Raw genomic sequence first — 17877 nt, 5'->3', positions numbered from 1 at the left:
GGAGCGCAGCTTCTCCTCGTTCGTTCAAAAGAGAGGATCAGGTGCGCGTCAGCGCACCTGATCTGGTCGCCTGCGCAGCGGGCGAAGCGTGCTCGGCTCCCACGGCCGCACCGCCAGGATCAGGCTGTGTGCATGCCGCTTGTCGATCGGGTACTTGGTGTCCTCGGAGTGCAGGCGTGAGAAGTCTCGCGCCATTTCCTGCATGCGCTCGATGAACTTCTCGATCGTGGCGCGCGTGAGCATGCTGTTCACCAGGATCAGCTTCTCGCCCGTGCCGTGGAAGCTGGAGCTGAAGTACTCCTGCGCCTGGATGCGGAAGAACTGCATGATCGGGCCGTTCGGAATCCAACGGAAGGTGCGTGCCACCTTCACGCGGATGCGGTTGCCCGGCAGCAGCTCGATCAGGCCCATCTTGTCGAGCTTGGTCAGCATGGCGACGAGCTGCGCCTCGGTCAGCGCATACAGGTCCAGGATCTCCTCGAAGCGCATCAGGTTCATGCAGGCCACGGCCGTGGCAAACAGGGCCGGGTTGGCGACGATCTCGCGTTCCTGCTTGTCAGTCAGCTCGCTGATGAGCTTGCTGTCCTCGTCGGCCAGGGACACGCGCAGCAGGTCCTGCAGCTTGATGCCGGTAGCCTCCAGGATCTCGTCGAGCCGCTCGAGCGTGAGATTGCGCGTGGACAGCATGCGCTTGACGGTCGCCTCGCTCATGCCGATGCCCTCGGCCACGGTGGCGTAGTTGATGCCGCGCGCCTTGAGTTCGCGCTTCAGGGCGTCGACCAGTTGGGTCGTCTGCATCGCGGTATTCCTCCCTCGTGCGTGGTCCCTTGCGTACAGGCCGCGCATGTTACGCCCGCAGGCTGGTTGCCCCTGCGTGGGACAATGCGCGCTGCAAAGCAGGCCGGGCAGTCGCCGGTGGGTTCGCCCCACGGGAGGAAAGTCCGGACTCCACAGGGCAGGGTGCTGGCTAACGGCCAGGCGGTGAAGGGAACGCGCGATGCGGAGCAATCTGCGCCGCGCCGGGCACCGAAGCCGACGGACAGTGCAACAGAGAACAGACCGCCGATGGCCGCGCAAGCGGCACAGGCAAGGGTGAAACGGTGCGGTAAGAGCGCACCGCGCGGCTGGTGACAGGCGCGGCACGGCAAACCCCACCCGGAGCAACTTCAAATAGGCAGGCGATGCATCGGCCCGGTGCGCCTGCGGGTAGAAGGCTTGAGCGGCGCAGCAATGCGTCGCCTAGAGGAATGACTGCCGGACGCGCGCAAGCGCGCCGCACAGAATCCGGCTTACAGGCCTGCTTTGCAGCTGAATTCAGAACCGTCTGCGCATCATGTCCGGCTCGCGCGAGAGGGTTCATTTTCGGACATCTTTTCCGTGATCTACAAAATGCCGGAGATCGGCTTTGGATGTGCGGAAAATCGCCTTGGTGCATTCATGATTGCATCAATGACGGACAGATCTAGCTTGTACCGGCTGGCGCGCCTGTCCCGGCCGCCTGTGTCCCCACGCGCTGATTGAGCCAGGCTTCATCGAAGCCCTCGCGCGACTCGCGGCCGTAAAGCATGAATGGAACTGCTGCACCGCCGATGGCGCGGAAGCCCGGCTGGTGTTCGCGTTCGATGTTGAGGTTGCGCTCGACGAAGGGCACGTTGCGTTCGCGCAGCCACTGACGGGTCTGTTCGCAGCGCCGGCAGTCGTAGGCGGTGTAGAGCACCAGGCTCGTCTCGGTGTTGAAGGCGGCGACGGACAGACCGCGGCCGGCGAGCAGTTCGCGCCGCGCGGCGAGGTCCTGCGGGCTCGCTTGCACACAGGTGCCCAGGCTGGAATGGAACACGGTGTCGATGCGCAGGCAGTCCGCCTCGCGCTCGGCGGCCAGGGGCGCGGTGGCAAAGGGCATGCTCGCGGGGCGCAGGCGGTCGATGCGGCGCGGCACTTCATGCTGCGCCCACTGCAGGGCCGCACCGCTGCCGAACCACTGCGCTGTCTGCTGCAGCTTGGCCGGTGCGTCGGCAAGTGCGTCGCGCGGCAGGCTCAGCCCCGCGTTGATGGCCACCAGCGCGCTGACCGCAAGCGTGGCCACCAACCCGAACAGCGGCAGGCGCACATCCCTGCCGTTGGGATCGCCCCAGTGCCGGACCAGCAGCACGGCCACGGGCAACGCAAGCAGCGCGGTGCCCAGAGCCCAGCCCCAGCCACTGCGTGCGGTGCGCACCAGCAGCCACAGGCCCAGGGTAACGCCCAGCGTGGCGAGCACGATGGCGGCGGTGTGTTCGGACAGCTGGGTGTACGGCGCGACGACGGTCTGCAGGATCTGCATGCATGAGCCCTGAAGGTGGAAAGCGCCGCGAGCTTATGGGGTGCTCCCTGCGGGCATCTGTGTCTGCGGCGGCCTGCATGTGGCCAACAGAGCATCCGAATGCGCGTGGCTGTGAACGGCGGTTTCAAGCCTTCAATGGCTGTGTCCGGGTGTTGCCGCGTCAAGGCAAACGGCCCGCTGTGCGCGGGCCGTCGGGGTGGAGCCGTGCCGTGTCAGCCGCGCGGTTCGAGGCGGAACTTCTCGCTGCTGGTGCGGAAGCTGTAGGCCACGTCCTGCGTCATGCCATTGATCTGGATGCGCATGGAGACCGTGTAGTTCGCCTGCTCGGCCAGCGGATTGAGCGGCACCAGCGCGGCCTGGTTGCGTGCCAGCTCGCGGCCGGGCGCGAGTAGCCGCGTCTCGACCACGTTGCCCGCGCCGTCGACCAGGCGCGCGTTCACCACGTTGAGCGTCATGTTGGGCGCTACGTTCACGGTGATCGGGTAGCCGACTTCGCCGCGCTCGGGCACGGGGTCCGGCTGTTCGAGGTCACTGAAGAAGGTGGTGGGCACATTGCCTTGGCCAGCGAAGGGCCAGAGCACCACGCGGTTGCTGGGGGCGGTGTCCACGGTGCGTGCGCCCACGTTCAGGCCGTACACCGTGTTGGCGCCGGAGACGCCGGCCTCGCGCGCTTCGGCCGCAAGCAGCACAAAGCGGTGATAGATGCTGTCCAGCTTCAGGTCGATCGCATCGCGGTCCGAGGCCTGCGTGCCGCCGCTCACACCGGCCAGGGATTCGGATGCAAAGCCGTAGTTGCCCACGCTGCCGGCGACGAAGCGATCCGCCGGAGCCGCGCCCAGGAAGCAGGGCTTGCCCTGGGTCTGGTAGTGCGTGAACTCGTTGTTGACGATCAGGTAGGTCACGTGCCGGTGGATCACATCGGTGATCGCGGCGTTGTGCGTGAGCAGCGGGGCGTTGGCGGCGCTGCGAACGGTGTTCAGGTAGTTCACGCCTGCCTCGCTGCGCGCCAGGTCCTTGCTGAACTGGGTGCACAGGGTGGCCTGCGGATCGGTGCTGCCGCTGGGCGGCGGGGCTGGGGGTGGGGGAGGGGGCGCCGGTGCGGGTGCAGGCGCGGGCGCTGCGGGGCCGCTGCCACCACCGCCACCACCACCACAGGCGGCCAGGGTACCGGCGGCCGCCAGCGCCAGCAGCGTGACGCGCAAGGCGCTGCGCCAAGCCTCGCCCTGGGGTGTGTTGCTGCGCGCCATGTCCGATTGCTCCGTTCAAGTGCCGGCCGCGGTTTGCGGCGTTCTGAGGGAGTCATCGGCTTCGCGGGCGCGAGGTTGAGCAAACTAAGCAACTTCTTTGGGCCGAGTTGCAGGGGAATCACAGGGCAATTCGGCCATTCGAGATGTGGGCCGCCAGCGGGCCGCCGGTTGCCGTTTGGGCACGCGAGTTGAGGGCCGGGCGGTGTGGCAGCGTTGCGCGGCAAGGTGCCGCTTTCCGCTTGTCTGGCGCGGTTCTTCAGGGCAATGCCTTGAAGATCCCTACCAGGAGCGCGTCTTCAGCCCGGTGCCCTGGAAACCCTTGCCAGACAAGCGGATTGGCGGGTGCGATTGTTTCAGGGGGGTATTGCGGCGCGAGGCAGTCGCGGCGGGAGATCCAAGTGCAACCGTCTTGCGCTGCACCGAGCCGACCGGGCGGCAGGCCGATCACATGCTGCTGGGGCCGGTCGCGGCGGACATCGACTGCCGCGTGCCCAGGCACTGAGGTGTGCGGCCCGCCGCCGCTGGCATCTGCGTTGGTGTCAGCGCAGCGCAGCCGACGAGGGGGCTGCAGCGCTTGGGCGTCCGCCGCCCCGGGCGGCGGCGGGACGCGCGGTCTGCACCGCCGGCATCCAGGCGCCGCGCACCTCGATGGCCACCGTGTCCAGCGCCTTGCCCTGCGCGTCCACCAGCGCAATGCGGTACTTGCCCGGCGGCGGCAGCCAACTGGTGCGGGCGCCCTGCGCCAGCGGCCGGTCGTTCACCAGCCAGCGCACGCGTTCGCCCGGCGGCACCTCGGCCACCAGCTGGACGCGCTGTTGCGCGGGCGGAATGTCCGGGTCCAGCGCGACGATGGTGCCGGCCGCAGGCGCGGTGATGCGTGCGCTGACGATGCGCTGCGCCAGCGCGACCGTGCTGCGCTCCGTACCCGCCAGAAACACCTCCTCGCGCGCCGGCTCCACGCCGCCGAAGTCCACGGCCTGCTTGACCAGCGTGGCGGGCAGGGCCGGTGCCTGCGAGGGCCGGCCCGCATGCAGGGCGCGCATCACCTCGGCCCACACAGGCGCTGCGCCACTCACGCCGGACACATTCCACATCGGCGCGCCGCTGGCATTGCCCACCCACACGCCCACGGTGTAGCGGTCCGAGAAGCCGATGCACCAGTTGTCGCGCATGTCCTTCGAGGTGCCGGTCTTCACCGCCGCCCAGCCGCGCGTGGCCAGCGGGCTGGTCAGGCCGAAGGTGCGGGCGCGGGCCTCGCGGTCGGCCAGCATGTCGGCCACGATCCAGCTGACGTCAGAGCTCAGTGCACGCCGGGGCGCGGCGGGTGGCGTGGCCGGCTTGAGGGCGAAGCGCGGCTCGCTCGCCATGCCCTGGTTGGCGAGCGTGCGATAGGCATTGGTGAGTTCGAACAGGCTCACCTCCGCCGCGCCCAGCGCCAGGCCGGGGCCGAAGTAGTCCCCGCTTTCGCGCAGGGCAAAGCCCAGGGCCTGCAGCTGGCGGAACAGGGCCTCGGGCGTGACCATCATCGCGGCCTTCACGGCCGGGATGTTCAGCGAGGACGCCAGCGCCGTGCGCACCGACACCGGGCCGGCATAGCCGCGGTCGTAGTTCTGCGGCGCGTAGATGCCGGACTGCGTGGGCACTGCCAGCGGTGCGTCGTCGATCAGGCTCGCGGCGGTGAGCTTTTTCTCGGTGAGTGCCTGGGCGTAGACGAAGGGCTTGAGCGTGGAGCCGGCCTGGCGCCGTGCGGTCACAAAGTCCAGCTGCGCCGCATCCGAGAGCGCGCCGGACGAACCCACCCACACGAGTACCTCGCCCGTGGCGTTGTCCAGCACCAGCACGGCGCCGTCTTCCACGTTGCGCGTGGAGAGTTCGGCCACATGGCGACGCAGGCTGTCGCGCGCCAGGGCCTGCAGGCGTGCATCCACGGTGGTCTGCCAGACCTGCGCCTTGCCCGCGCGCCGCGCCAGATGCGCGGCCAGCGGCGAACGTGCGCCCGGCAACGCGCCCTTCTGCACGGCCTGCGCCAGGGCAATCTGCGTCTGGCCTTCCAGCGGCGCGCACTGTGCGGGTGTGGCCGCGGCACCATGCACGATGCGGCAGGCCCGCTGCGCCACCAGCTTCTCGCTCGCATTCGGTGCGCGTATCAGCGCCGTGAGGATCGCGGCCTCCTGGCGGTTCAGACCATGCGGCGCCTTGCCGAACATGAGCTGGCTGGCCATCGGAATGCCCAGGATCTCGCCGGGCATGGGTACCTTGTTCAGATAGGCCTCAAGGATCTGCCCCTTGGTCCAGCGCCGCTCCAGCACCAGGGCCTGCCGCGCCTGCTCGGCCTTCTGCAGCACGCTGCGCCCGCCGGGTCTGGCCTTGAGGTCCTCGTCCATCAGGCCCACTAGTTGCATCGTGAGCGTGGAGGCCCCGCGGCGCGAGCCGCTCAAGGTCTGCTTGGCACCCGCACCGACGGCCTTCCAGTCCACCCCGCCATGCTCGAAGAAGCGCGCGTCTTCGGCGGCAATGACGGTGTCGATCAGCGCCGGCGAGAACTGGTCCAGCGTGAGCCATGCGCCGCGTCGTGCGGTGGTGTCCACACGCACGCTGCCGATGGGCGTGCCGTCGCGGGCTGTGACCTGCTTGTCACTGGGGTGGTGGGATTGTTTGGTTTGCTGGTAGCTGGGCGTGGCGTGGGCCGGTGCCAGCAGGCTCACGGCTAGAACGAGCATCCATGCGGCTCTTCGGGCAAAAGTGGCTGGAGAGCCGCGCCAGGCAAGCGGGAAGGGTTTTCTGGCGCTCATCGCTCGCATCCTCGCGCGGCGTTGGCGATCGATGCATCCGCAGGCGCTGCGCCCTGCACCCGCCCTACTTTCTTTGCTCCGCCAAAGAAAGTAGGCAAAGAAAGGCGGGGCCCCGAAAGCGCCCTGCTGCGCAGGGTTCCCGCTGTTTGCTGCGGATCGGCCGGAAGCGCAGAACTCGCCCTCTTTTGGCCCACGCTGCGCGCGAGCCAAAAACCGGGGCTCGAACAACTGCGCTTCTCTTTCGGCCAATCCGCAGCAAGCAGCGGCGCTTCCGAAGGGCGAGGAAGTTCACAAGCTGAACCCCACCCTGACCCTCCCCTGGTTTCAGGGGAGGGGATTGGAGGGAGGGCGTCGGCTCGAAGTGGAGCTTCGCTGTTGACCGCATGCGCGAGTGCGCCAGTACGGGCTGTGGCACTTGAACTTGAGCTGGAACTGAAACCCGCAGTAACCGTGCCGGTGATCGCAACCGCGCACACGCGCGTACGGCAAGCGCAGCGAGGCTGTGCAGCCACGATTAAGTGATCCGCGGTCCGCGCAGGTGTCCCGCCGCCACACGCATCGGAATCCCGAGCGATTCCCTCCCCTGTGCACAGGGGAGGGTTAGGGTGGGGTAGGGGTGTTGTCTTGCCGCCGCCCTGCAAACGCGCCGAGTCCGGGCAGTGCCAGGCGGAAAATGAAGCGCAGTTGTCCGAGCCCCGGTTTTTCGGGTGCGCCGCAGGCGTATCCGAAAAGAGGGCGAGTTCTGCGCTTCCCGCCTGGCGCTGCCCGAACTCGGGGATCGGCCGCAGGCCGACGCGGTTGGGGCTCCGCCTTTCTTTGGTTTCTTTCTTTGGCGGAGCAAAGAAAGAAACCCGGGTGCAGGGCGGAGCGCCTGAAATTGTCTCGGTCAACCGCAGCAGCGCCGCAAGCGATGAACAGACGCGAGACGCAACGCGTGCGTCCCAGCGCTGCATCGCACCAGCTTTCACTTCACCACCACCTTCCCATTCGGACTCTCCCCAAACATCTCCGGCGCATACATCGCCTCCACCCGCGTAGGCGGCAGCGCAAAGGTGCCGGTGCTGTTCAGGCGCACCGTGTACTCCACCGTGAACTTGCCCTTGGGCACAAACTCGTAATACGCCCGGTAGCCCTCGAACAGGCGTTCCACATAGGCCAGCATCGGGCCGTCCCAGCGCCAGGTCTGCTCCTGCGCCTCGCTGCTCTCCTGGGATTCGATCGCGCTGTCGCGGCCCAGGCCGCTGCCCAGGATCGTGGCGCCGGTGGGGATCGGGTCCTGGATCACCACCCAGGTCATGTCGGTCTGCGCATCAATCTCGATCTTCACGCGCAGCACATCGCCCTTGCTCAAGGTGCCGGGCACCTTCGGGTCCTGGGGCGTGACGGTCTTGGTGATGCGGTAGCCGCTGGTGAAGGGCTTCTTCAGTTCCACCGCGGCCACGCTCGATACCGTCGCCCAGGGCGCACCTTGCCCGGCATGCGTCACCTTGATCTGCGCATTCGGGTCCGGTTTCTCACCCCAGGCAAAGCGCATCGGCGCCACCCAGTCCTGCCGCCAGGCCGCGCTCTGTGCCGGCGCGCTGCCCAGTTGCGCAGTGGTCGTGCCCTCTACGCGAGCCGATTCAAACGCGCGGCCGAACTTCTCGATGGCCAGGCCGCCCCAGAGGTTGGCGGTGGTGGTGAGCCAGGCGCCGCGCTGCTGGCGCTGCAGAGTCCCTTGCACGATGCGGCCGACATCCTCCTTCCAGGCGGGGTCGGTCATGATGGCCAGCAGCAGGCGGGCCATGTTGGCGTCGCCGTTGATCATGAGCCACCACCAGTAGTCGTCCTTCTCGGTGGAGAAGCCCAGGCGCGTGCCCTGGGTGTTCAGGCGGCTGCGCAGCACCTGGTAGGCCTCGGCCAGCTTGGCGTCGCGGTCCTTCACGTTGGGCATGCGGCGCAGGATGCTGACGAAGTCGATGACCTGATGCGTGGGCCAGAGGTTGCTGTTCAGGCGGATGCTGTCGAGCATCTCGGGCCGTGCGGCGCCGCGGCGCGAGAGCGCTTCGATCGCGGCGATCTTGCGTGCTTCCAGATCGCTGCGTGGTGACCAGAAGGGCCGCTCCAGCTTGCCATCCACAAACTGGATCAGGCCCTGCTGCATGCGCGACAGGCTCTCCGCCGGGATCGCCCAGCCCACCTCGTGGCTGGCGGCCAGCAGGTAGCTCGTGAGCACGTCGTAGCCGCGGCCGCCGGGGAAGTAGGCCGCCAGACCATCGCCATCCAGATACAGCGGCAGCTGGGCCATGATGCCGTCCCAGAGCTTGGTGTCGCGCAGGCCGATGGACTTGCTGGTCTTCTGCTCCAGGCAGATGAAGGGGTATTCCTCAAAGAAGCGGCGTACGCCGGGCATGGGCTTGGCGAGCGAATCCACCAGGCTCACATCAATGCGCGCCTTGCCCGGCAGTGCGTCTGCAGGCGGTGTGGCCGGCAGGCTGATCGTGCCGTCCACGCGCAGCAGCGTGGCCTGCTGGACCGTGTAGGGCACGGCCGGCACGATGCGCTGGGCCAGCTTGATGCGGTCGGTTGCACCGTTCGCGCCGGCGGGGGCGTTGAGTTCGCGTGCGGCAATCTCCCAGTCCACCCGGTCCACCGTGCCGGGCGTGTGCGGCCAGCTGATCTCCTGTGCAGTTTCCGGCGCGAGCTTGAGCTGCTTGCGTTCGAGCGGGGCGTCGCCGGCCTTGCCGGTCACTTCCACATTCATCTCGCGCTTGGTGGTGTTGCGCAGGGTGATGCCAGCGTTGTAGGTGTCGCCCTCGCGCGCCAGGGGCGGCAGGCCGGAGACGATCTGCAGGTCCTGCGTGACGCGGATGTTGGTCCGGCCGGTGCCGAAGAGCGCGTAGTTGCCCGTGGCATCGCCGTCGGCAATCGCCACCAGCGCAAAGCTGGTCAGGCTGTCATTGAGCGGCACGGTGAGGGTGGCCTCGCTGTTGGCGTCCAGCGCCACCGCCGGGTTCCACAGCAGCAGGGTGTCGAACAGTTCGCGCGTCTGCCCCTGGCCGCCGCCACCGCCCGGAGGCGCCGCCTTCTTGCCGAAGTGCCGCTTGCCTACCACATACATCTGTGCGGTGAAGGTCTCCATGCCGTAGTCGCGCCGTGCCATCATCGCGTCCAGCAGCTTCCAGCTGGTGTTGGGCGAGAGTTCGAGCAGGGCCTGATCCACCGCCGCAAAGGCCACCGTGGTGCCGGCCGGCAGGGGTTTGCCGTTGGGGTCAGTCACCTTCACCTTGACCTTGGCCTGGCCGCGCACGGCGTAGGTGTCCTTGTCCGGCGTGACAGCCACCTTGAGTTCATTGGCTTGCAAGCCCACGCTGATCTCGGCAATGCCCAGCTTGAAGGCGGGCTTGGTCAGGTCCACCAGCGCATCGGGCTGCGGCGTGTTGCGGTATTCGCGCCACTCGTGCCACCACTCCACCGGCGCCTTCCAGCCCCACTGGAAGAAGCTGTACCAGGGCACCTCGCGCAGGCGCTCGCGCACCGCCAGCACGCTCACGTACACGTTCGGGCCGTACTCGGGCTTGATGGGCACTTCCACCGTGGGGTCGCGGCCATTGATGCGCACCACACGGGTCTCGATCAGGCCTTCACGCTCCACCGACACCAGCGCCGTGGCAAAGCGGAAGGGCATGCGCACCTGGAACTTGGCCGTCTCGCCCGGCTTGTAGCGGCGCTTTTCCGGCAGCAGATCCATGCGGTCGTGGTTATCGTTGTCGAACCAGAGTTCGCCGCGGCGCGTCACCCACACCGATGTGGAGCTGCTGGCCGTGTTGCCGGCGTCGTCGCGGCTGCTGGCCGTGAGTTCGATGTTGCCGGCTTCCTTCAGATCGATCTCGCAGAGCACGAGACCGCGCGCATCCGTCTTGCCCTTGCACACGGTGCCCAGACTCTTGCTGTTCTCGGTGTTGTCGTAGGCGTAGAAGCCGCCCACCAGGCGCTTGCGGTAGCTCTGGGTGTTGCGCAGGGTGGCTTCCACCTCGATGGCCTTGCCCGCCACCGGTTTGCCCGCGGTATCGAGCACCAGCACCTGCCCGGCAAGCGCAGAGCCCACACTCACCCAGCCGCCCACCTTGATGCCCACCACCACACCGGCCGGCCAGACGCGGGCCGTGTGGCTCAGGGTCTGCACCTCGCCATTGGCGTCGGCATAGGTGGCTTCAAGGACCAGATCGCTCGCGCGCTTGACGGCGGGCAGGTCCTTGAGCGTGACCGTGCCTGTGCCGCCCTTGTTGAGCGTGAGCGGCAGCTTGTTGGCCACGATGCGCTGCGGCGGCGCCTGCTCGCCTTCTTCATCACTGCGGCGGCGTTCCTGCGCAAAGGCAAAGCCGTCGTAGTCCGCAAAGTCCACGCCGGCATCGCGCAGCATGGCGGACACCCGCACTGGATGGTTGGCGGCTGGCCCGCCGGAGAGATAGTCCAGATTCACCGCCACCGGCAGTTCGCGCGGGTTCACCAGCACCGCAGGGGCCGGGGTCTTGGCGTCCTTGGCCGCAGGGCGCACGCGGCCGGTCATGGTCGGCAGGCGGAACTCCTCCACCCGCAGCATGCCCAGGCTCATCGTGCGCACACCGGGGCCGGATTCATCGTCGTCATCCAGCTCGGCATTGCGCGCGCGCTTGGCCGCCGGCCCCGGGTTGGCTGGCGGCACCTGCACCGTCATGGAATAGCTGCCGAGCTTGGCATCCTTGGGCACGGCCCAGCTGGCCGTGGCAAAGCGCGAGCCGGTCCAGGCCAGCGGCAGCACAAATTCCTGCTGCGAGCCCTCATGCGTGATCTTTACCGTCCTGGGCAGGCGTTCGAGCGGCAGCAGATTCAGGCCGCGGCTGTTCTCGGTACGCAGATAGGCCTTGAGCGACACGGTCTCGCCGGCGCGCAGCAGGTCGCGGTCCAGCACCGCGTGGGCGCGCAGCTTGCCCGTGCGCTCCCAGCCGGTGGGCACATTGAAACGCCAGGTCTCGATGCCCTGGTTCCAGGTGGAGAGCACGAAGGCCAGGTCGGTGCGGCCATCCGGCAGCTTCTTGCGCGCGCTGACGAGGTAGCGCGGTGCGTCATAGTCGTTGTTGCGGCTGCAGCGCGGGTTCTCCAGCGCCAGCGGCACGCGTGCGATGCCGTCCTTGTCGGTGGCGCCCTGCCACACGCGCTTGCCATTGCAGTCGGTGATGCGTACCTCGGCATCGGCCACAGCCTGCGCCTTGTCCAGAGTCGTCACCCACACCGCGGCATTCTCGTGCCCGAGCCGGAAGTGCACCGCCATATTCGTGACGAGGCTCGATGTGCGCACAAACATCGGCTGCTTGCGCGCCAGCAAAGACTCGCCGAGCTTGAGGCTCTCCAGCTCCACCACATAGAAGCCCGGGTCCTTGAAGGGCACGCCCACCACCTCGAAGGGATAGGCGTCGGCCTTGGCTTCGGTCTTGGGGGCCGGCAGCGGGATGACCTCGGCCCCCTGGCCCTTGAGCATGGACTGGTCGCGGCTGTCGGCGTTGTAGGGTGCGTCGGTCCGGTCGTAGCGGCGCAGGGTGGCCAGCCATTCGAGGATCTTGGCGTCGTCTTCCACCTTCATGCGCCGCACATAGGGACTGCCGGCGCCCTTGGGCAGCTCGATCCGGCGCACCGTCACGGGCAGGGCGGGGGCGTTGTTGAACTCCAGCACGCCGAACACGCCGCTGGCGAACTTGGCCAGGGGCGGCGCATCAGCCGTCTTGGTCTTCAGCGGAAAGAAGCTGGCGTTGGCCAACGTGCGGCCCGACTCGTCCTTAACCGTGCTCGGCGCCTCGATCAGCAGTTCTGCAGCTTCCGGCAGAGGCGGCGCAAAGCTGATCTGGTTGATCGCACCGCGGTCTTCCTTGGGCAGGTCGGGCTTGCGGCTGCCGTCCGGGGTCTTGAGCCGGAACTTCTCGGCCACCTCGCGCGGCACGCCGGCAGTGAATTGCACGGTGATCGGCAGGATCGGCGTGCAGGGCGCCTGGGCGTTCTCGCGCGTGCAGGTCATGCTGGCCGTGAAGGGCTCGCGCACCGTGAAGCTGTAGACCTGCGTCTTAGTTGTGGCCACGCCCGAGGCCGTCTTCACGCCGGGGCCCCAGACCAGCGAGACCTTGGCCTTGGGGCCTGCGGCCTGCGCGCACTGCGCCACCACCGTGCGCGCTTCGTCGCGCTGGCGGCGTGCGGCCTCTTCCTTGTTGGGCTTGTACTTGCTGCGGCGCCACCAGTAAGCAGCGTCCAGGTACTCGTCGCGCTGCTTGCCGGTGAACAGCTTCAGCGGCACGCGGTCGGCCACACCTTCAATCTGGCAGTACGCCGATGCCGTGATCGACTCCGGTACTGCAGGGCCGGATAGGGTCAGCAGGAAGACTTGGTGCTCGTCAATGCTGCCCGCCTCGCGGTAGGGCCGGCTGCTGCGCAGGTAGGGGCCGCCGGTGTCGAAGGCGAAGCGCGTGGTGCCAGTCAGCGCATTGCCGGCGAGCGTCTTGGTCTCGGGCTTGAGCGCAAAGCTGCAGCGCAGTCCGGGTGGCAGATCGTCCACGAAGTCATAGGACCAGGTGGTGTCATCAATCCAGCGGCCCGCACCCGGGGCGGCGCAGTCCACATTGAAGGGGTCGGCGGCCTTGGGGTCGCCAAAGCGCACCATGGACTCCGAGAACTTGGCCACCACCTGGCGCACTTCGATGATCTCGCCCTGCGGCGTGAAGCGGGTGATGCTTGCGGCCTGCGCAGCGGGCAGCGCAGACGACAACAGGCCCAGCGCAATACCTGCGCCGGCCAGCAGCTTGCTGACTTGATACACGTTGGATCCCTCCCGATCTGCGGGGCAGTATATGGAGGGCTGTATCACGCAAGCTCACCCAAAACAGGGGAGCGGGCGGGTGAGGAATGCAGGCTGGCGCGTCGCGCTCTCGCCTGAGCCGTCGAGCCCGTTCAGCTCCACTCGCCCGGGCGCGGCGGCTTGTGGTGGATCGGCTCCTCGATGCGCACCTGGTGCTGCTTGAGCCATGGGCGCTGCACCTCGAATTCGAACCAGCGCAGCAGGGCTGCACCGGTGCGGTTGGACAGCGGTGCCACCAGTTTCTGCAAGCCCAGGAGCGAATAGCCGGCCTCCTTGGCATTGAAGGCGCGGAAGTGGTCTTCCGGCCAGCCGCGGGGCAGGCGGTCTACCCGCAGGCCGAGCACGCGGTGCACGTCGCGCGCATCCAGCCAGGGCGCCTCGCCGTCGTCATGCAGGCGCAGCACCTCGCCCTGAAAGTCCACATAGCGGCTGGAGAAGTCTTTGAGCGCCGCCACCTTGATCGAGTGATACACGCGCGGGGCGCTGATCACGGTCAGCACGCCCAGGCCGATGCCGAAACCCGCCATCTGGATCACGAACAGGTGCGCACCAATCTTGTCCATGATCGGCCGCCCCCAGTACAGGCCAGCCAGCACCACCCCGAGCAGCAGCACCCACCAAAACGTGAGCCAGCGCGTGCGCATGGGGGCTAGCCCTGCTGCGGCCGGAAGCGCGCCAGGATGCGCACGTCCTCACCGATCACCTGCGCCGAATGCAGCTGCAGCAGCGGCGCATCGCCCAGCAGGCTGTAGGCGGGCTGCTCCGCAATGCCCGGGCCCTCGCCCAGCAGGCGCGGCGCCACATAGACCAGCAGCTCATCCACCACGCCGGCGGCGATCAATGAGCCATTGAGCTTGCCACCACCTTCCACGTGGATCTCGTTCAGACCTTCATCGGCCAGCGCCTGAATGGCCGCGCGCAGATCCACCTTGCCGGGCTTGTTGGCGGCTTCGGGCACCTGGATCAGCTGCACGCCGCGGTCGCGCAGTTCGGCTTCCTTGTCTGCGTCCCGGCTCACATGCAGCAGCGTCACCGGCCCGCCGTGCGAATGCAGCAGCTTCGCCTCCAGCGAGACCTCCAACCGGCTGTCCACCAGAATGCGGCGGGGCTGGCGCGGCGTGTCCACCGCCCGCACATTGAGCTGCGCGTCATCCTTGCGGATGGTGCCGATGCCCGAGAGCACCGCACAGGCCCGCGCCCGCCAGTGGTGGCCGTCGGCCCGCGCCGCCTCGCCGGTGATCCACTGGCTCACGCCATTGGCCAGCGCCGTGCGGCCATCCAGGCTCACCGCCGCCTTCACGCGCACCCAGGGCAGCCCGCCCTGAGCGCGGCGCAAAAAGCCGCGGTTGATCTCGGTGGCTTCGTCACGCAGCAGGCCGCAGCGCACCTCCACGCCCGCATCGCGCAGCCGGGCCAGACCGCCCTGTGCCGCGGGGTGCGGGTCTTCCACGGCGGCAATCACCCGCGCCACGCCCGCCTCCAGCAGCGTCATGCTGCAGGGCGGCGTGCGGCCGAAGTGGTTGCAAGGCTCCAGCGTCACATAGGCCGTGGCGCCCACCGTGTCATGACCCGCCTCGCGCGCCGCGCGCAGCGCCATCACCTCGGCATGCGGCCCGCCCGCGCGCTGCGTATGCCCCGCGCCAATGACCGCACCGTCCTTGACCAGCACGCAACCCACCCGCGGGTTCGGGCTCGTGAGGTATAGCGCCGCCTCGGCCTGGGCCAAGGCCATGCGCATGAAGCGTTCGTCGTCGTGGGAAAACATAGGAGCCGACTTTAGCTGCGCATCGCCGCCACGTGCCGGCAGCCATGCAAAAGGCCCGCCGAGGCGGGCCTTTGTGCTGAAGCAGGCAGCAGCGTTACTGGATAGACACGCGCTTGACCTGCGGTGCGTTCACGCGCGGCAGCGTGAGGGTCAGTACGCCGTTTTCGAACCTGGCTTCTGCGCGGGCCGAGTCCACGGCCTGGGGAAGCTCGAAGGTGCGGGCGTAGCTCTCGTAGCTGCGCTCGGAGAACAGGATCTTCTCGCCGTCCTTCTGTTCGTTGGCGCTCTTGCGGGTGGCGCGAATGGAGACGGTTGCTTCGTGCACGTCGACTTCGATGTCGTCCTTGCTCACGCCGGGCAGGTCGGCACGGACTTCATAGGCTTCGGGCTTTTCCACCACTTCGATGCGGGCCTTGGCCACGAGCGACTGGCCTTCACGCGCCAGCGGGGCGGAGACGGCGCCCGGGCGGGCGAAGAAATCGTCGAGCACGGAATCAAAGAGCGCGAAGGGGTCGCGCACATTGCGGCGAGTGATGATGGCGTTCATGGGTCAACCTCCTTGAGGGTTTGGGGCAGCGGACGCAGGCTGCGCGTCCATGCACCCAAGCTAGGGGCTGTGCGGGCAATTCCAAGGGGGAAGCACGGCTCGAATCGCGCCGAAAACGATCGCAGTGTGCGGCGCTTGATTCAGCGCAAATCGCCCCGATCTGGCGCGCTTTTGGGCGGCGCGGCGCCCATCGGGTGAGGTCAGGCCAAGCCCTTGCGGCGAGCCACCGGCCCAGCCAGGCTCAGGCGCCCGGCTTGTCCTTGCGCGGCTTGAGTTCGAGCACGGCGTCGGCAAACTCGTCCACGTCCTCGAAACTCTTGTAGACGCTGGCAAAGCGGATGTAGGCCACCTTGTCGAGCTTCTTGAGCTCGCGCATCACCAGCTCGCCCAGGCGCTCGGAGGGGATCTCCTTCTCGGCTGAGCTCATGAGCTTGGATTCGATCCGGCCAATCGCGGCTTCCAGGCTCTCGGCCGTGACCGGGCGCTTGCGCAGCGACAGGCCGAGCGAGGCGCGCAGCTTGGACTGGTCGTACTCCACGCGGCTGCCGTTCTTCTTGACCACCAGCGGAAAGCTCAGCTCCGCGCGCTCATAGGTGGTGAAGCGCTTCTCGCAGGCCGGGCATTGCCGGCGGCGGCGCAGGACAGTGCCGTCATCGGAGGCACGGGTTTCAAGCACGGCGGTGTCGTCGTGGTTGCAGAAGGGGCAGCGCATTGCGGGATTTTTGCATTGCTTGTGCCTGGGCCAGGGTCCGGCGTGTCATCTGCCCTGCCTAAGATCGGCCACATGTCTGATACGCCCCACGCCGCAGCACGCCCTGCGGCCCCGCCCAGCGACCCCAGTGCGTCTGCCGCGCCACCGGTGCCAGCAGTGCCCACGGTTCCTTTGGGCGAGGCCCTGCGCTTCTGGCTCAAGCTGGGGTTCATCAGCTTTGGCGGCCCGGCCGGGCAGATTGCCATCATGCACAGCGAACTCGTGCAGCGGCGCCGCTGGATCAGCGAGCGGCGCTTTCTGCACGCCCTGAACTACTGCATGGTGCTGCCGGGGCCGGAGGCGCAGCAGCTGGCCACCTACATCGGCTGGCTGATGCACCGCACCTGGGGCGGCCTCATTGCCGGCGGGCTGTTTGTGCTGCCTTCGCTGTTCATCCTGATCGGGCTGTCGTGGCTGTACATGGCGCACGGCAACCTGGGCTGGGTGCAGGGCCTGTTCTGGGGCATCAAGCCGGCCGTGGTGGCGGTGATTGCCTTTGCCGGCTGGCGCCTGGGCAGCAAGGTGCTGCGCGCGCCGCTGGCCTGGGCCCTGGCGCTGGCAAGCTTTGCGGCGCTGCTGGCGGGCGTGGCCTTTCCGTGGGTGATTGCTGCGGCGGCGCTGGTGGGCGTGTTCACCGCGCAGCACTGGGCGCCGGCTTCACATGCGCAAGCCGGCGGCGCCACCGCAGACACCGGCGGCCATGTGATTGACGACCACACCCCGCCGCCCGCCCACGCACGCTTTGCACCGCGGCACCTGGCGCTGCTGCTGGCGGTGGGGGCCGCGCTCTGGCTGCTGCCCATGGCGGTGCTGACGGCGCTCTACGGCTGGCAGGGCGCGCTCACGCAGATGGGCTGGTTCTTCACCAAGGTGGCGCTGCTCACCTTTGGCGGCGCCTATGCCGTGCTGCCCTATGTCTATCAGGGGGCGGTGGACCACTACGGCTGGCTCACGGCCACGCAAATGATCGACGGCCTGGCCCTGGGCGAAACCACGCCCGGCCCGCTGATCATGGTGGTGGCCTTTGTGGGCTATGTGGGCGGCTGGGGCGCGGCAGAGGGGCTGGCGCTGTCTCCGGCCGCAGCCGGCGCAGTGGCGGCCACGGTGGTGACCTTCTTCACCTTCCTGCCGAGCTTTCTGTTCATTCTGATCGGTGGGCCGCTGGTGGAAAGCGGCCGGCAGCACAGCCGCCTGGCCGCGCCGCTGGCCGCAGTGTCAGCCGCCGTGGTGGGCGGCATTGCCAAGCTGGCCGTGTTCTTTGCTGCGGCCGTGCTCTGGGCGCCGGCCGCACTGGATGCGCGCTACGCCGCAAGCCTGGGCATTGCGCTGGCCGCCGGCGTGGCGCTGTTTGTGTTCAAGCGCAGCGTGATCGAGGTGATTGGCGCGGCGGCTGTGCTGGGGGTGGCGCTGAATGCGGTGCTGGGTTGAGAGTCGGATTGAGTCCAGCGTGTCCAGGACTGGCTTCCGCTTGTCCCATGCGGCTTTCCAGCCATTTTGGCCTGAAGACTGGCTCCCAGAGCCGATCTCGCTTTTCAGCTTTGCACCGCGCAAGCCCACGCGGGGCAGCGTGCCTTTCGCAGCCTGGGCGCAGTGTTC

The 17877-nt window shown here is 67.9% G+C and carries 10 protein-coding genes and 1 other RNA gene; 2 read left to right on the top strand and 9 right to left on the bottom strand.

Annotated features, from left to right (window positions below; all coding sequences use genetic code 11):
• Nucleotides 1-48: 48 nt before the first annotated feature.
• Nucleotides 49-798: a helix-turn-helix domain-containing protein gene (locus ACMDW7_RS14490; RefSeq protein ID WP_377303179.1), complete on the bottom strand. Its 750-nt coding sequence runs from the start codon at nt 796-798 to the stop codon at nt 49-51.
• 95 nt (nt 799-893) lie between these two features.
• Here ACMDW7_RS14490 and rnpB point away from each other — a divergent pair.
• Nucleotides 894-1308: RNase P RNA component class A (gene rnpB / locus ACMDW7_RS14485), an RNA gene on the top strand.
• A gap of 154 nt (nt 1309-1462) precedes the next feature.
• On the opposite strand, the gene ACMDW7_RS14480 is transcribed toward rnpB, so the two are convergent.
• The 8 genes from ACMDW7_RS14480 to nrdR all read right to left on the bottom strand — a co-directional run bounded on the left by ACMDW7_RS14480 (nt 1463) and on the right by nrdR (nt 16242).
• Nucleotides 1463-2320, bottom strand: a complete 858-nt coding sequence (locus tag ACMDW7_RS14480; protein WP_377303181.1) for a glutaredoxin family protein — start codon at nt 2318-2320, stop codon at nt 1463-1465.
• A 212-nt stretch (nt 2321-2532) separates the two neighbouring features.
• Complete coding sequence (locus ACMDW7_RS14475; protein ID WP_377303183.1) at nt 2533-3567, bottom strand: CAP domain-containing protein; 1035 nt, start codon at nt 3565-3567, stop codon at nt 2533-2535.
• Between the two features lie 539 nt (nt 3568-4106).
• Nucleotides 4107-6287, bottom strand: a complete 2181-nt coding sequence (gene pbpC, locus ACMDW7_RS14470; RefSeq protein WP_377303185.1) for a penicillin-binding protein 1C — start codon at nt 6285-6287, stop codon at nt 4107-4109.
• Nucleotides 6288-7323: 1036 nt separating this feature from the next.
• Nucleotides 7324-13179, bottom strand: a complete 5856-nt coding sequence (locus ACMDW7_RS14465) for an alpha-2-macroglobulin family protein (RefSeq protein WP_377303187.1) — start codon at nt 13177-13179, stop codon at nt 7324-7326.
• Between the two features lie 131 nt (nt 13180-13310).
• On the bottom strand, nt 13311-13862 hold the full coding sequence (locus ACMDW7_RS14460) for a hypothetical protein (RefSeq protein ID WP_377303189.1): 552 nt from the start codon (nt 13860-13862) through the stop codon (nt 13311-13313).
• A gap of 5 nt (nt 13863-13867) precedes the next feature.
• Nucleotides 13868-14983: a bifunctional diaminohydroxyphosphoribosylaminopyrimidine deaminase/5-amino-6-(5-phosphoribosylamino)uracil reductase RibD gene (ribD, locus tag ACMDW7_RS14455; protein ID WP_377303191.1), complete on the bottom strand. Its 1116-nt coding sequence runs from the start codon at nt 14981-14983 to the stop codon at nt 13868-13870.
• 94 nt (nt 14984-15077) lie between these two features.
• Nucleotides 15078-15530 (bottom strand): Hsp20/alpha crystallin family protein, encoded by a 453-nt coding sequence (locus ACMDW7_RS14450; RefSeq protein ID WP_377303193.1) that lies wholly within the window; start codon nt 15528-15530, stop codon nt 15078-15080.
• 241 nt (nt 15531-15771) lie between these two features.
• Complete coding sequence (gene nrdR, locus ACMDW7_RS14445) at nt 15772-16242, bottom strand: transcriptional regulator NrdR (RefSeq protein WP_054124968.1); 471 nt, start codon at nt 16240-16242, stop codon at nt 15772-15774.
• Between the two features lie 72 nt (nt 16243-16314).
• On the opposite strand from nrdR, the gene chrA reads away from it, so the two are divergent.
• Nucleotides 16315-17709 (top strand): chromate efflux transporter, encoded by a 1395-nt coding sequence (chrA, locus tag ACMDW7_RS14440; RefSeq protein WP_377303195.1) that lies wholly within the window; start codon nt 16315-16317, stop codon nt 17707-17709.
• The last annotated feature ends 168 nt before the right edge of the window (nt 17710-17877 follow it).

The organism is Piscinibacterium candidicorallinum (assembly GCF_047549485.1).
GTDB classification, from domain to species: Bacteria; Pseudomonadota; Gammaproteobacteria; order Burkholderiales; family Burkholderiaceae_C; genus Piscinibacterium; species Piscinibacterium candidicorallinum.
The sequence above is the reverse complement of the archived record's forward strand: the minus strand, read 5'-3'. Positions and strand labels throughout refer to the sequence as shown.

What these genes read in the sequence shown, in the direction of transcription:
- chrA (WP_377303195.1), top strand. Translation starts at nt 16,315, where the DNA reads ATGTCTGATACGCCCCACGCCGCAGCACGCCCTGCGGCCCCGCCCAGC.
- ACMDW7_RS14450 (WP_377303193.1), bottom strand. Translation starts at nt 15,530, where the DNA reads ATGAACGCCATCATCACTCGCCGCAATGTGCGCGACCCCTTCGCGCTC.
- ACMDW7_RS14475 (WP_377303183.1), bottom strand. Translation starts at nt 3,567, where the DNA reads ATGGCGCGCAGCAACACACCCCAGGGCGAGGCTTGGCGCAGCGCCTTG.
- ACMDW7_RS14490 (WP_377303179.1), bottom strand. Translation starts at nt 798, where the DNA reads ATGCAGACGACCCAACTGGTCGACGCCCTGAAGCGCGAACTCAAGGCG.
- pbpC (WP_377303185.1), bottom strand. Translation starts at nt 6,287, where the DNA reads ATGCTCGTTCTAGCCGTGAGCCTGCTGGCACCGGCCCACGCCACGCCC.
- ACMDW7_RS14480 (WP_377303181.1), bottom strand. Translation starts at nt 2,320, where the DNA reads ATGCAGATCCTGCAGACCGTCGTCGCGCCGTACACCCAGCTGTCCGAA.
- nrdR (WP_054124968.1), bottom strand. Translation starts at nt 16,242, where the DNA reads ATGCGCTGCCCCTTCTGCAACCACGACGACACCGCCGTGCTTGAAACC.
- ribD (WP_377303191.1), bottom strand. Translation starts at nt 14,983, where the DNA reads ATGTTTTCCCACGACGACGAACGCTTCATGCGCATGGCCTTGGCCCAG.
- ACMDW7_RS14460 (WP_377303189.1), bottom strand. Translation starts at nt 13,862, where the DNA reads ATGCGCACGCGCTGGCTCACGTTTTGGTGGGTGCTGCTGCTCGGGGTG.